The sequence below is a fragment of the Alkalitalea saponilacus genome, from assembly GCF_900168165.1.
GTDB lineage: Bacteria > Bacteroidota > Bacteroidia > Bacteroidales > Marinilabiliaceae > Natronoflexus > Natronoflexus saponilacus.
Genome location: NZ_FUYV01000003.1, coordinates 128,653 through 144,533 on the forward strand (window position 1 = coordinate 128,653; position 15,881 = coordinate 144,533).

Here is a 15,881-nt window from a genome sequence, read left to right on the forward strand (position 1 = left end):
AGAGAAATTGCCTTGGATAGCGTGATTCAGTCATTGATATAATTACGAAATTTGGTGAGGTATTCCGATTTGTATCGGAATACCTCATTTTTTGATATTTGTGACAGCAGTCCGATGCTATTCTTTAATTATTACACTCCACAATGATGAGATTCCCTTTCGGTGCTATCAAAAAATAAAAGCACTTCTTGGTTGTGAGAAATTCATTGTTTGAAATTCTGTGGGATGATCCTTGATATAGTCATCATACCTCTATGTTTAGATCTTCCTCAAAACAATCCTTTCGTTTTGTTTCTCAATTTTATGAATCATAAAGTCTCTCAGGTATTCATAATTTGATGGAGATACAATTGTTTCGTTGCGGATGTATCTATAATGAATCTGAATTGTATTATCAGAAATGGAAATATTATAAAGCATGCTGCCGATGTTCTCCGGCAGAATCATCTGAACTGGTTGAGGCGTTGATTCAATCTTATACCCTTCAGGGGTTTGGAATGTTATCAGGTAGGTCTCAATTCCTGCATCGGGATAAAACACAGCAAACTCTCTCTTCTCAGATTTAAATGGTGACTCATCGGTTTGCCATAAAAGCAGAGGTGAGATATACAACATATCTCCAATTTGTTCAATATATCCGTTACTGGTAAATTCAAATGTTTCAACAACTTGGTTTGATATGTCTTTTAATCCTTCAACGTTGTATGAAGTTATATCAATCGATGGGTGTTTATCCATTAAACTCTTTATGTATTCTTCTTCATTTTGATGGCTGCGAATTTGTGATCTTTTTACGATAGAAGAATGATTCAAATAGGTTAATCTAGCTGTACAATTAATTGTTAAATCATCATTTAATTGTATGATTGCGATTGTCTGCTTTGAACCCTTATTTGGGTTTTCGATTTCAATTCTTTTTCCCGAATTACTGCTTTCTATTAAAATGCCATCCAGGTTCAGCGCTCTTAGCGGTAAATAACCAACCAACATGTTTTTATCTGTGGCATCTAAAAGCATCATGTTCTCCTCTCTTTGAATGGCAATTATCAGATAGTTAAGTTGTTGATATGTTGGGTGAGCAAGGTTGAGAAAACCATTGTTTCTGGAGCTCATAACAACTGGCTTCGCGTCGATATTCGAACTTTTTAGCATGTTTAGCAGAAGGAGATTTATGTCTCCTATATTTCCAGTTCTCTCTGAAAGTAGATTTCGTACACCATTTTGTGCCAATTCTCCGTAATTCCCATTCCACTCATGGTTGTCACGTACATAGTAGTAAATTTTTTCAATTCTCTCTATTTCCGGTAAGTCAGTGATCTCTGCCAAGAATGACTCTGTTTCACGAATTCTGGTTGTAATTTGTCCTCCAAAATTCCTGTCCTCCATTAATGACCTTACGATGTCACCCCAGGTTCTTGAAAAGCTTATTGTCCGACTGTGAGGGGGATGGAGCTCCGATAACTCATACGTAATTGCTGACTGGTAATTACTCATTGATGGAACGAATGGTTCTGGTCGAAGAGCAGGTACATTGTGAGCAATATAGTTGTCTCTGCTTACTTTAAAGGTTACTCGATATGAGTTTCCTGAAGAGTCGATGAATGTTTCTCCTTCATTATATTCAGAATTCTGAATATCCATAATTAGAGGTAGTCCTTTGGTTGATCTGTTAAAGATAAAATATTCAGGGATATCAACGATGTATTCAGAATAGTCAACAGGGATGGTGTGTTGTTTAATAAAAGGCTGAAAAGAAGATCGGGCGGGCTCTACGATTTCATAGTCAATATCTATTATCGATCCAGCCACAACTCCTGGCATGGCAAATCTGCGTAGATTAGTAAATTGTGAAACATCCTCGGTATAAATATCTCTATTGTTAAGTCTGATTTCAACCTCTTTACCATCTTCCAGGTTGTAAGTGTATGCTCTGAATCTGGCAAATTGCGCATCTTTTGAATAAGGTATGTCAAAGTCACCCCACGATTGTCCATCCTGAGTGTATATTTTAATCCTTTGATGTAATCGTGTTCTCAATTGAAATCCAACAGACCGATTATAAGTGATACTTCGTCTACAGGATTGATAGAGTATGGCTGCCTCGGCCTCGGGATCCAATGGATGAGATGTTTGTTTCAGATCTTCTTTTGGAATTCTCCTGAATCTAACATTGGGTTCGTTTGCCAGTGATAGGCTGGATGTTGCGATGAAAAAAAGAATGAGAGCCAGATGAAGTTTCATGGTTGTTGGTTTGTTTTAATGAGTACTATATTGGATTGATCAAGGCTGGCAACACTTCTCCTGAATTGTTGGTAATCACTATAAAGTTCTGGTTTGAATGTTCCACTTTTTACCCAGAGGTAGCGGTTAATAATTATCGTTCGATCGTCTTCTTTTTCTATGGTAAGGTGATAGACTCCAAACTTTGTTTCAATTTTGTCGATATTTGGGATGGCCTCAATTTCATATCCTTCGGGAATGATGAATTTAAACTGATCCTGGTCGATATAACCTCGGTCGATAACTAAGGGATTTATTCTTTCTGGGTATCTTGGAGGTATATATTGATTGCGGCTAAAGAATCCTGAAGGTATTAGAATTCTGTCTCCACTTCTCGATCCATAAGATCTGGCCTCTATGTCCATTGCTTCTTCAAAAGAAAGGCTGATTTTGTCATTGTTCAGTTCGATGTTTTTAACGGTCATCCCTTGGAAATAGCTCCATCTTTTTTTATACATCTCTTCCAAATCTGACTGCCTGGTATTTAGCAAAAGGTATTTTCTATCATAACGAATGCCGTACGATCTTATCTTTACAGATGCTTCAATTGTGCCATCTTCGAGGAGAATTATATTTGCTTGTGATTTCCTTAGATTCAGGGTGTCGGGGTAAATGGTGGTTCTCTTCACAATGGCACCATCATCTTTTATTACCAATGTTTTTCGATTGTCTGAATGGGTTCCGATAAATCCAAAAGGTATGGATTGGTCTGTAGTTTCAACCCAGAGTGTTGTATCAGCTAGTGGAACGCATACAATAATGTGATTTCCTTGTATTGCTACCTGGGAAGTGTCTATGTCCACCGGTCTGTTCCCGGCATGAACTATGGAATAGTAGGCCGGAATACCGGCCTGACGGAACAGAGCCATGGTATAAAATGAAAGTGCTTTGCAATCACCATAACCCATCTGATCTACAGTTTCTACTGTTAATGGCTTCCAGCCACCAATTCCTATGGCAACGTCGATATAACGGGTTTTGGATTGCACCATTTCAAAAATTCGGCGAGCCATTTCTATGGTGTCATTGCCCACTTGCGATTTAATTAACTCTATTTCACGAATGGTGCTTGTAGGAACATTGTCCCGCCCTTTCAGCATATTGTTGTAGTACCACTTACCAAATTCTTGCCAGGTTTCAGCTTTGCCTTTGTACCCCTCAAGTTGAAAGTGGTTGAGCGATAACCTGCCGCTTGGAAGCATGAGGCCATAAGCAGGTGCATTTGACTCCTCATTAATGACCGGAATTGATTTTGCAGATGCTTTGTAAATTCCACTTAGATGTTCCCGTTCTATCTGGTATTCCTCAAATAATCTTTCGCTTTTTGTTAATTTCCACTCTGATGGGTAATTGAGTTGAAAAGAACTCTTCTCTACACTTTGATTACTGCTTTGTATTGGTCGCCAAATAGGTATAAACGCAGTATTTCCACCGCTGTATTCCATTCTAAAAACGATGGTATATGGATACCTGCCGGGAGAATAGTCGAAGTATTTGATTCGATGATCGGTAAAAGAATTGGAAGAAGTAACAACACTGGCATCATGAATATCTCTTTTCCTAAGTCTTGTGATTTGCCTTCCATTGGCATCATAAACTGTTGCCTGCATTTTTCGAATTCGGCTGTTGTTGTTGTAAAAGCCCCCCGGCATCATGTGATAGTTGCCTGATGCATTGAAAATGGTCACAGCCCATTCAATGGTTTCATTCATTTGGTATCTGGGAGTTATTTCAACCGAGTGGTTGAAATAACGAATAACAGAATTCGCATCTTTTTTTAATTCCTCCGGAATATGGGTTACAGCTAATTCCTGTGCGAATAGGTGAGAGCTAATAATCCAAAAGACGCTTATTAGACTAATTCTAAATAAGCTTAACATATATTTACGGAAATTTTATATTTTTTTCAAATATATAAATTTTCCGTAAATACTCTCTCGAAGAATTTTGGAATTTGACCAATTGCTGCATTTATTCAATGAATGACTTACCCTTCAAAACGAATACTTCAACGCCAAATACCATGCCGAGCCGGCCTCTTCGAAAATGGTGTTTTTTCCTCCCGCAAAAATTTGAGAAATGAAATCCAAATCCCAGTTGGTCATGAGGGAGTAGGATAAGGATGGTGAAACAAAGAATGATTGCTGGTCGGGAAGCGACATAACGGCCATACCGCCAGAAAATACCGGCGAGAAAGGATGTTGCAGGCTGAGTGTGATGGCGTATTCTGAGAACATGATGTTATCTGCCGAAAGCGGCTGATTCAGCAACAGTGCAGCACTTCCCAATGGTCGGTAACCTCCGTTGTATAGAAATTCCAACACTCCGAAAGTGCCGTTGGAAAACATGTAATCTACCCCGGTTGCAGCCACAACTTTGTTGGTGCTGCTGTTGTCCAAATCCTGAAACCACGTGGCTTCACCCTTAAATCCTGCACCGCCGATACTTCCTGCCCATCCAAAACCAAATGCACTACGGTGGCGATAATATCCGGCCAATAGCTGTAGGTCGTAACCCCGGTGATTGGTGACCCACATCAGAGCTCCAACACTTTCACGTCCATCGCGAGCGGGACTGTAAGCCGCTTCCACACGCGATGCAAAGCCCATGTTGTACTGAACTCTGACAGCATCGGCTCCGGGACGCTCTTCATAATCGAAATCAAAAAATGAATAGGTGTTAAACAAGTCGTTTGGATTCGACACCAGATTGATTCCCCAGTTGATGCGTTGCCTGCCCAGACGGAACTGCCAGTCGTTGTACCTGTAATCCAGGTACAACCTGTCCACTTCTGAATTTCCAACCCATCGGCCTCTATTCATCCAATTCCACGATAAATCCATTAATCCATCATCTTCCGCCAATATATCAGCAAAAAAAGGATAGTCCGCAAACAATGGATTGTATATCATCCTGTTTCGTCCCTCAACGACAAACCGCATGTGGTTGTTCAAATCCCATCTAAAGTTTAAACGATTATGGATGATATTATCGAAAGCCGGATCAGAAAAGCTGTTGTTGAGCCTTACACCCGGCATCTCTTTTACATAACCTCTTATGGTGATGTTTTCAGTTGCCGTTAAGCAACTGAAAGTTGTGATAAATATGAACAGTATGATTGGTTTTATTTTCATATTCAAATAGTTTTTTTTGAAAAGCGCTTTTTTATCCGGAGACCGGAGAAAAAGGTGATAAGGTAACAAGGAGAGAAGGAGGAAGGGGAAACCGGAGGCAATTCCATGCTTCCAAACCTTAAACAATAAACCATCCAACCCCAACCTTAAACGTCAAACCTTTCTCATCAATTCATTTATTTATTCCTGTCTGACCGCTTCCGCCGGTTTTAGTCTGATGGCTTTTAATGCAGGATATATGGACGTTGCAAATGCTGTTATAATTACCAGTATGGGTAAAATCAAGCCATAGGACGGTGCCAGTTCGGGATAAATGATGGGTTCAAAACCAAAGTCGGTAAGTGAATCACCCCCAACATTCCCCAGATTTATTCCTTTGTTCTGAAAAATATGTACCGTTGTATATCCCACCAACATACCTCCAAACGCTCCGGTGAGAGTCAGGAAAGTAGTTTCCAGTAAAATCATCACAAACACCCTTCTCTTGCTCATTCCAATGGACATCAACATGCCAAGTTCTCTGATTCTTTCAATCACCGACATCAGCATGGTGTTCATCAGTCCGAAAGCCAGCGCCATAAGTATAATCATCAGAATGATCATGAACATGGTGCTGCCCAGTTCATTGTAAAATGCCAGTTGGGGCGACAGTTGCGACCAGGTTCTGATTTCCAGTTCAGGATATTTCGAAGCGTAGGTTCTTGCAAATTCTGATACCTGATCCAAATCGTTCAGAACGATGGCAATTTCATTTACAACCATCTCTTTTCCCAGATACTGGCCAATGTCCTGTTTTAACACAAACACATTGGTTTCGTCAAAATAGGAGTTGGCTGTTTGAAAAACACCCGATACCCTGAATGAAGCTGATGCGAGCTCCCCTTCCAGATCCTGGAATGTGAGAACAATGCGTGATCCGGGACGGGTTTTTGTTTTCTCCGCCAGACTTCGGCCAATCAGCACGGGATTACGTGCTGATTCTTCTAAATATGAGCCGTCTATGATGTTTTTATCCAGAAAAGTGGTTTGAGCTTCCATTTCGGGGTCGATTCCTTTTATGGTTACACCACTGGTCAAAGTTGCGGTGCCCATCATTCCACTAACAATGGTTCGGCCACTCCAGGCTGCTACCAGCTCATCATTGTCAAGATGATTTGAAAGTTCCTCCCGCTTATCAATCACATATTTTGCATTGTCCTGTTTGATGAATTCGGGATGATGAATTTGGAGGTGAGAATACTCCTGTTCCACGCCGGTTCTGAAACGTTGATTCATTAGTCCCTGCGCCAGGGATGCGGCCATAAGGCCGCCCCACAACCCGGCCATGATCGCTACAATCATTACAAAACTGCGTTGAGGGTTACGCCATATATTTCTCCACGATATGATAAGTAGTGTCTTCATGCTGATTTATTTTTTAGCTTCCATTATGTTGATCCTGAAAACCTTGTAGACCGGGAATAACCCAATCAGGAAAGAGATAATAAGTACAATTAGTGCCTGATTTATAAATATGGTGGGATCTGCCGAAAATGGCAACACGGGTTCAAATCCATAATCTGCAATGGCTTCGGCCATATCTCCTGAGAGAGGGATGGGGTGGTGGTAAAACCACGCCACAACCGGAATTGAGATGATGATTCCGAGTATAACGCCCGCCATAGAGATAAATAAGGCTTCAAAAAAGCAAACGATGGCAACCTGTGCCCGTTTCATCCCAAGAGAAAAGAGCAGCGCGAACTCTTTACGTCGTTCAATGAGCATGGTGAGAATGGTTCCGAACAACCCAAAAGCTATTACAATGTAGAGAATCATCATCATGACCATGGTTCCCGCAACATCAAACTTCATTAAGTTGAGCAGGTCTTCTAGCAACTCCTCCCATGTCAATACTCGGTGCCACTCAGGATCAATCACTTTTCTGAGACTTTCTGCCAGTTGTTGTGTACGTGCGGGGTTTTCCGGCATGATAATAAGGGAGGTTACCCGGTTATCTGTTCCGTAAAACCACTGTGCTTCACTGAGCGACATATAAATGGTGTTGTTGTTGATATCAGGAATTTTCAGGTCAACAATCCCTCTAATTGGGTAGGTTCCGGCGGCGGTGGAGCCATGAAAGCCTTGTCCGAGAAGCACCAGCGTATCACCCACGGTAACATTCAGAATGCCGGCCAGGCCTTCAGCAAGCATCAGACCATTATCGTTGGGTTTTAGGAATTCTCCTTTTACAACGTCTTCATTTAAGTCATTCATCTTTATTTCCAGTTCCGGATCTATGCCATTGAGGATGCTGCCCCGGGTATTGTTTTCAGTGGCAACCAGTACAAAGTTTTGTAAACGTGGAACATGGTAGGCAATTTGTTCTTCGTACTTATTCAGAATCTCTTCTATCTCTTCGTCGAATAATAGAGTATGGTCAATGGATGGTTCCTCATCGTATAGGATGTCCTGAATTTGTATGTAGCCGGTGCTGTATTTCACCATGCTGTCAATCAGACGCTCGTAGGATCCTTTCTCCATTGAGACAAAAAGCGTAGCCAACAATACGGCAAATAATACCGAACTGATGGTGATCAATGTCCGTTTTTTGTTGCGCCAGAGATTGCGCCAGGCAAGTATTAATAGAATCTTCATGCTATTATATTTTAAATATGTTCAAGGTTCAATGTTTTGGGTTTATGGTTTTCTGAATATTGTAATCCATCTCAACCCTCAACTCTCAACTCTCAACCCTCAACCCTTCAACTTTAAACCTTAAACTTCAAACATTTAACTTATAACCTCATCCTTACTCACACTTCCATCCACCAAAGTGATGACTCTTCCCGCGCGCTCAATAACCCGCTGATCATGCGTAGAGAAAATCAGGGTGATGTTCTCTTCTTTATTGAGTTTTTCCATGATATCCAACAGATTAAATGCCGATTCGGTGTCGAGGTTGGCTGTCGGTTCGTCGGCGAGTACAAATTTTGGTTTGGAAGCCAGCGCTCTGGCCACAGCAACCCTTTGTTGTTGTCCACCTGAAAGCTGATTTGGTCGTGAATTAAGCTTGTCGGACAAACCAACCTGCTCAAGCATCTCCGTTGCCCTTTGTTCCATTTCGGCTTTGGAGCGTTTTTGCAAAAGCATAATAAAAGAGACATTCTCTTTGGCAGTAAGCACCGGAATCAGATTGTACGATTGAAACACGAAACCAATGTTTCGTAATCTAAAATCGAATAGCTCGCTCTCTTTCATGGTGGAGATTTCAGTCCCATCAATGTATATTTCGCCCCCGGTTGGTTTATCCAACCCTCCAATTAAATTCAGAAACGTGGTTTTGCCGCTGCCGGAAGGGCCTACAATAGCTGTAAACTCTCCTTCCTGAAATTCCAGACTGATGTTGTTTACCGCCTTAACAGGCGCCACGGAATTGTTGTATATCTTTTGAAGATTGGTGGTTTTTATGACTGTTTTCATCCGTATATCTTTTAGTTTCTAAATATCTGTGGTTCTTTTTATTCTCTCATCTATTCTGTCTTTAATCTAAGTTTCTAATCATCTATATTTTAATGATCAGATATTATTTCTTTTAGGCCAATTGTTATATAAGCAATAATCAGTGCCAGAATGAGAAGTGTGACAAACACACCCATTTCAATTGGATTCATATTTCTGAGTTGTCTAAGGTTTTTAAAGCCTGTTTTATAAATTGTGCTCATTTTTAATCTTTTAATTAGAGTTTGAGTTATCTCACATTTCGCATATTTTGTTGTGAAAAGAAATCACGGGTCAAAGTTATTGTAAAGTCCATATTGTGTGTGGTAATAATGGTTCTGTGACCATCCTTATCGTGAGGAATTATTTCCATAACCGATGGAATTTCTCTTCCTCCCATTTTTTTTACTTCACGAAAGCGTATACTGCTGACCAATTCCTGGTATTCATCATAGTTTTCAAGTTTTACCGGCAAATAGTTGTTTTTGCTCACCCAGTATATCACTTTCTCGTAAACCACCGGAGTTTCAGGGTGGGGGATCATTTCAATTTTATAGCACTCAATACCTTCAATAGTTTCGCTGCCCAACAGTTTGTGGTCATAATCATCAACAGATGAAGTGCCCCGCACCAAATCGTCGTTGGTAAAGTCACTCCCCATCCACGATTGAGACATCATGCTGGGAGGCATTTTTACTGTTCGGTCAATGTTGGGTACGTAGTTCCATATTTCGTTACCACGTTTTAAAAAAGAGGTTCCCTGATCACGTGCTGGTGCTGTTACGAGTATTAACGAGTAATCATCGCCTAATGCCCAAGATCTCATTGTGGTTTCGCGTGTGTATCGGGGACGAACCGTTTTCATGGTCATTTCGCTAAATGATGCATCCCCTCGCATGTTGTCCTCCATACGACGGATGATCTCTTTCGGATTCTGAGCAGCGGTTGAAGAAACCGTAAGAAGAATTAAGCATATTGCCAGAATCATTTTTGTAAGTTTCATCTCTTTTCTCATATTATTTTCTGTTTATGTGGTTTTTTAGATTCTATAGGTTCGGTGAATAAAGAACTGTATGTATAAATAAATAGTCGTATGACTATTTATTGCTTTTAAAATCCTGCCATTTTTTCAATATTTCCGGAAATTCTAATATAATCCAGTCATAGAACTCTATGGCATTCTCGAGCCAAACCGATGATTTGTCTTTTTTATTGGATCTGAGATTTAATCCTTTTTCATACAGCGCCTTCAGGTATTTGAGTTGTTCTGTGCGTTGATAAAACAGTTCTACCCATGAAATGTCATCCGATAACATGTAATAAGTTTTGCGGTCACCGGGAACACTGACTGGTTTTATGAATTTGGTTTGAGTCATTGCCTTAACATTTGTGCTGATGGAGCTTTTACTGGCCTGTAAGACCTGCGTGAGTTCGTCAAAAGACACCATTTCTTTATCTGTTACCATCAGGTAGCCAAGTATCCTTCCTGCCATTCGTGTCATCCCAAATGTTTCAAACAGCAGGCCTGTCTCTTCAATGTATGCGCTTCTATCGTTTATTGTCGACATATTTCTATTCTTCGTATTTTAATAATGGTACAAATATATAATATATTTTTGAGTTCTGCAATAAAAGAACTAAAAAAACGATGTTAAAAATTGATTCCTGACGATTGAGATGTTTTAATTGTTTTCTTACAATTGATTTGGTCATAGCCACATCAAAAAACAAAGGCTATTAGGGAAATACCTAATGATCTTTGTGGATAAAATCTTATCAACTAAATGGTGATTAGCCATTTTTATTCATAACCAATTAGAGATTCAATTTAAATATTATGAATTAAGCAGGTTAGGAGCCTTAAGCTAAATGAACAAGGCTACATTTTTACCCCCTTCACATTTTTGCTGCCGATGTCCTGCGTAATGGTTAGGATATAAACTCCACTTATCAATTGATGGCCAATTTCAATATGGTTAGATGCATATCATCTTTCCACCACTACTCCATTCATAGAATAAACCTGATATATTAATTTTTCACTTTTCAATTTAATTGCACAGCATCTCAATTAATCAGCATGTGTGAATAGATCTTGTTTTCGATAGCACATCAAATTTGTGTTATTGATTGTTTTTTTTGTTATATCCAGAATAGAATTCAAATGTTATTTTTGAAATGTTAAAAACTATAAAAAATGTATGCTCCGGTTTTTATAAATAAGCACTTGTTTAAATTTTTAAATTAATCATCATATGAGAAGTCTTTTTTTAGTGTTTTTAGGTTTAGCATTTATATTTATTTCCTTTGGATGTTCTGATGATAAGGACTCCAAATCGTTACCGGTTGTTGCTGCGTTGGAGGTTGGTAATATTTCCAATTCTTCGGCAACAGTTTTAGGACAAATCATCTCCACCGGCGGTTCTTCTGTTATAAGTTATGGTGTTTACCTGGATGTTAATCCTTCACCTGATATCGATAATTCGTATATAGAAGGTTCAGAAATAAGTCCTGATGGACTTTTTTCAGTTGAGATCACTTCACTTCAAAGCGGAACAGAGTATTTTGTCCGAGCTTTTGCTATTAACGAAATAGGCATAGCATACAGCGATGATGTAAGTTTTATTACAGACAAAAGTCCCACCAGTAAAATTTTGGTAGAAGATGTTACTGATGTTTCATATGCATCTGCCAGAGTTATTGCCGCCGTAAAAGTAAATGAAGGTTTCGATTTGGAAGAGTATGGCATAGTTTGGGATCTTGACACAACTCCTGACCTCGAATCTAATAGAGTGGAGGGTGAGGCGATAGACCAGGAAGGCTCCTTTGTTGTTGATTTATCCGATCTTGAAAGTGGAAAGACATATTATGTACGGGTTTATGCGATTATTGATGCAGAAGTAATTTATGGAGAGGAATACTCTTTTAGTACCCTTGAAACAGAAGTAGCAAAAATTGGACAATCAGAAATTATAGAAGTTGCTGCCAATTCTGTAAAGATTAGAGCTTTAATAGAAGATGATATGGGAACATCGGTTATTTCAAGGGGCGTTTGCTGGAATACAACTGGCATGCCTGAGATAGACGATTCATTTGTTGAGGATGAGGATGATGGTGTCGGAGAGTTTGTTACAACAGTAAGCGGCTTAAATAGCTCTACAACTTATTATTTCCGTGCTTTTGCTATTAACAGCACAGGCGTTAGTTATGGTGAAGAAATGGAGATTGAAACAGATGCTGCTGAACTGGCCCGGGTTTTTGCTGGAGGAATTGAGAGCCAAACAGGTATCACTGCCAACTATTTAGGACGTGTTCCAAATGATGGAGGTTCACCTGTTACCAGCCGCGGAGTGTCCTGGAGCAAAGAGCCCAATCCTACAATAGAGAACAATCATATAATAGAAGGTGAAGGAACTGGAACTTATCGAACAAGAATTGAGTGGCTTGAACCGAATACAAAATATTATGTAAGAGGTTTTGCCATCAATGGGGAAGGAATCGCTTATGGATCTGAAATTACCTTTACTACTAATAAAGCAAATGTTACTTATACTTTACACCGATCAGCTAACCCAACGGCAGATGAGTTAGATGCGTACGATCGGATCACAATTGCTATGGATGAGGCATTATATTATTATAATAAGTATACCGCTTTTGAAAAACATCTTAATGTATATTATAATCCCGATGTTCCAACAGCTGATGGTAACTTTAACGGAACCATTCGCTTTGGGAACAAAAATACCATGCAAAAGGTAACTGCTATGCATGAAATTGCTCATACTGTAGGGGTAGGAACAACAAATCATTGGAGGAGTAATCTGATTGTTGGAGGGGTTTACCAAGGTGCTAATGCCACATCGATGCTAAGATATCTTACAGGAAATGCAACTGCGAGAATAAATGGAGATGCTGCACATTTCTGGCCTTATGGATTAAATTTTTATCATGAATATAGTTCAGAACAGGATCTTATAAACCATTGTAAAATAGTTTATTCTATGACTTTGGATGGTTTGGGTAACTGGTAGTTTATTATCACCAACTATGGTTTGCCCTCCAAGAAACAGCAATATTATCATAGATTTATATTCTTATGAAACGTTAAACCAGTAACTTAAATAAATATTTTCAAATGAGCAGACATTACTTTTCCATAGGAGAAGGTGTATTATTAAAACTTTTCTCCTTAAATAATATAGTATCAGTCAGAAACAAACTAAAACTGGTTTTTACTATCCCGATGTTTTTACTGATGTTCTCGTCCATGGCCATTACTCCTGAAGTAGTTGAATTTCTTGAGAATGAAAACCGTGTTTTGCATCAACCTTATGAGCTGCATATTACTGCGGATGAAAATCCTTTAGTAAACAGCACAATCTCTTTAAATCATGTGGATGGTTGGGTTTTCTTTTTAAATATTAAACCTTCTGTTGTTAATGATAATTATATAGAAAACATTTTTGTCAATGGTGAACCTTTTCAGCATGGAGTAAACGGTCGCATTGGTATTTATGCGCATGGAGCTGTGCTAATGCCACACGGATCAGCTTTTAGACCACTGACTGTTTTTACCGAAGAAGGTTTTGAAGGCGAATCACGTGAGTTGGATTTGCACACTTACCACAACAATTTAGGTGACTTCAACAATGAGATTCGGTCATTTATTCTTAAAAGAGGTTATCAGGCAACATTTGCTGTTAACTCTGATGGGTTAGGTTATAGTCGGGTTTTTGTTGCCGATAAGGAAGATATTGAAATCGATGTTATGCCTGAACTATTAAATGGAACGGTTTCCTTTGTTCGAGTATTTCGTCACCAATGGGTCAGTAAGAAAGGATGGGCCGGTTGGAATATGGATGAAGTAAGAAGAACAAATTCGACCTGGTACTATGACTGGGGAGCAGGAGGGAATACTTCATTGGATTATGAATATGTTCCCAACAAGCATAATGCTGGTTGGCCAGGTTGGAATGAAATTAATAACAAGCAGAATATCTCCCATTTAATGGGATTCAATGAGCCAGATCGTCCCGATCAGGCTGATATGACATTTGATGCTGCTTTGGCCATGTGGCCTGAATATATGAAGTCCGGACTCAGAATTGGTTCCCCGGCAACTTCTGATCCTTTTAACAATTGGTCCCTATTTAATTTTATTGACAAATGTGATGAGCTTGACTATCGAGTTGACTTTGTTGTTATACATGCATATTGGGGTGGAATGACTCCAAGACAATGGTATGACAGGCTTCTTCATGTTCATGAGCGCACAGGAGGTCGTCCAATCTGGATCAAGGAGTGGAACAACGGAGCCAACTGGACCAATGAGTGGTGGCCTGAATTCTGGGAAGATAAGTTGCAGAAACAATTAAACGATTTGCAAGGAATTCTTAATGTTCTTGATACCACATCTTTTGTTGAAAGATATTCTATTTATAGCTGGGTAGAGGCGCATCGTGAGATATTCCAAAATGGAGAGTTTACACCTGCCGGTGCATATTATGCCAGTACGACACCTCCTATTGGGTATAATTCAGCTTTTGAAGTTATTCCAAGCTGGTCGTACCGTAAACCTGAATTGTCAGGAAGGCATTTAACATTGTCCAACAGCATTAGTTTGTCGTGGACTGATCCCAATGGTGATTTATCTCAATCCTACATTATTGAGAAGAAATCCGGGAATGGCAGTTTTGAAGTAATCTATAATTCCAGTGATGTTTCGGTTCGAACATTTGCTGACCCTGTGGATCCAAATGTTTCAGGGATGACAACTTATCGACTGGGTTTAGAGTCTATGTTTGGGGGGTATGTTTATTCCAATGAATATTCTTTCTATCAAACAAAGGGTGACCAACAAATTCAGGTAGGAAAATTTCCTGTTAATAGCCCTGATTGGTCAAGAGTGATATTCGCCGAAAGATTTTCTGAAAATCCGATGGTTTTGTTAGGAGCTCCATCTTTCCAAAATGTTGTAGCATATTCAACCAGGGTCAATTCGGCTTCTGTAAATTCATTTAATTTCCGTTTGCATCCATGGAATTACATCAGCAATCCAAATTTCAATTCAATTGATCAATTATCTACCATAGCATTGGTTGCAGGTAATTATAATTTTGGAGGGTTAAAAGCCGAAACCAAAGCTGTAACAGGAGTTACTCAGAATTGGGTGGCAGTAACATTTGATGAGTCCTTTGAGACAGTTCCGGCAGTATTCTGTACACAGGTGTCCAATAGCAACAATTTCGCGACAGTTGTAGCGGTGAGGAATATTACCACTGAGGGATTTGAGGTTTCCATCAGAAAGGAGGAAGGAGTTACTTCCAATGTGTTTGGAGAGCGGATTAATTATCTGGCTATTGAAACCGGTACCGGAGAAGTTGATGGTAAAAGAATCACTGTTGGGCGCTCAGAAGAAGGTTCAGGAATAACATCTCAACCTGTTAATATAACCTTTGATAATACATATTCTGAGCCTGGGGTTTTTGCAGGATTACAATCAACAAATAATAATTTTGCATCTGTTGTAAGGCATCATAATCTTCAAACCGGATCGGTGAATTTGTTACGCCAAAGGGAGATGTCCGGCGCTATAGTGCCTATCCAATCCGATGTGTTTGCATGGATGATCATCGATTTTGCTGCCGGTCAGTCAACCAGTATTGGAGGAATCCAAAGCTCTAACAGCTTAAATATTTTTCCAAATCCCACGAGAGGGGTTTTGTTTTTGAATATTGATCAACCTGCAAAAATAGAGGTTGTAGATATGTTTGGAAGGGTACAGATTGAAACAGTTGCGATAAACCAGATAGATGTGAGCTCATTACCATCAGGATTTTATGTTCTGAAAGTAGAGGATCATCAACCTGTCAAGTTTTTAAAGCAATAATTTGATGGTGTTAATTTTTCAGCCGGGTAGTCCAATTCATTGGATTACCCGGCTTTTTTTAAACTAGCGTTGAATTTTTGAATTGTTATAATCGAATT

11 protein-coding genes are annotated in these 15,881 nt (G+C 39.4%); 2 read left to right on the forward strand and 9 right to left on the reverse strand.

Going from position 1 to position 15,881, the window contains the following annotated elements; all coding sequences use genetic code 11:
* Positions 1–258 precede the first annotated feature (258 nt).
* From B5X70_RS03990 to B5X70_RS04025, 9 genes are all read right to left on the reverse strand, one after another.
* Positions 259–2,241, reverse strand: coding sequence for a DUF3857 domain-containing protein (locus tag B5X70_RS03990; protein ID WP_079556590.1), 1,983 nt, complete (start codon positions 2,239–2,241; stop codon positions 259–261).
* Positions 2,238–4,160, reverse strand: coding sequence for a DUF3857 domain-containing protein (locus B5X70_RS03995; RefSeq protein WP_079556591.1), 1,923 nt, complete (start codon positions 4,158–4,160; stop codon positions 2,238–2,240). The genes B5X70_RS03990 and B5X70_RS03995 overlap by 4 nt, the downstream gene beginning before the upstream one ends.
* 114 nt (positions 4,161–4,274) lie before the next feature.
* Positions 4,275–5,414: a hypothetical protein gene (locus B5X70_RS04000; RefSeq protein ID WP_143255023.1), complete on the reverse strand. Its 1,140-nt coding sequence runs from the start codon at positions 5,412–5,414 to the stop codon at positions 4,275–4,277.
* A gap of 180 nt (positions 5,415–5,594) precedes the next feature.
* Positions 5,595–6,818 carry an ABC transporter permease gene (locus tag B5X70_RS04005; RefSeq protein WP_079556593.1) on the reverse strand — a complete coding sequence of 408 codons (1,224 nt, stop codon included), beginning with the start codon at positions 6,816–6,818 and terminating at the stop codon, positions 5,595–5,597.
* Between the two features lie 6 nt (positions 6,819–6,824).
* Complete coding sequence (locus B5X70_RS04010) at positions 6,825–8,048, reverse strand: ABC transporter permease (protein ID WP_079556594.1); 1,224 nt, start codon at positions 8,046–8,048, stop codon at positions 6,825–6,827.
* 135 nt (positions 8,049–8,183) lie between these two features.
* Positions 8,184–8,873, reverse strand: coding sequence for an ABC transporter ATP-binding protein (locus tag B5X70_RS04015; RefSeq protein WP_079556595.1), 690 nt, complete (start codon positions 8,871–8,873; stop codon positions 8,184–8,186).
* 89 nt (positions 8,874–8,962) lie between these two features.
* On the reverse strand, positions 8,963–9,115 hold the full coding sequence (locus tag B5X70_RS18015; RefSeq protein ID WP_157666506.1) for a hypothetical protein: 153 nt from the start codon (positions 9,113–9,115) through the stop codon (positions 8,963–8,965).
* Positions 9,116–9,141: 26 nt separating this feature from the next.
* A complete protein-coding gene (locus B5X70_RS04020) occupies positions 9,142–9,906 on the reverse strand; it encodes an outer membrane lipoprotein-sorting protein (protein ID WP_232468302.1) in 765 nt (254 codons plus the stop codon).
* 82 nt (positions 9,907–9,988) lie between these two features.
* Positions 9,989–10,459, reverse strand: coding sequence for a GbsR/MarR family transcriptional regulator (locus B5X70_RS04025; protein ID WP_079556596.1), 471 nt, complete (start codon positions 10,457–10,459; stop codon positions 9,989–9,991).
* A 687-nt stretch (positions 10,460–11,146) separates the two neighbouring features.
* Here B5X70_RS04025 and B5X70_RS04030 point away from each other — a divergent pair.
* On the forward strand, positions 11,147–12,925 hold the full coding sequence (locus tag B5X70_RS04030) for a fibronectin type III domain-containing protein (RefSeq protein WP_079556597.1): 1,779 nt from the start codon (positions 11,147–11,149) through the stop codon (positions 12,923–12,925).
* Between the two features lie 104 nt (positions 12,926–13,029).
* Complete coding sequence (locus B5X70_RS04035; protein ID WP_079556598.1) at positions 13,030–15,783, forward strand: glycosyl hydrolase; 2,754 nt, start codon at positions 13,030–13,032, stop codon at positions 15,781–15,783.
* Positions 15,784–15,881: the final 98 nt, after the last annotated feature.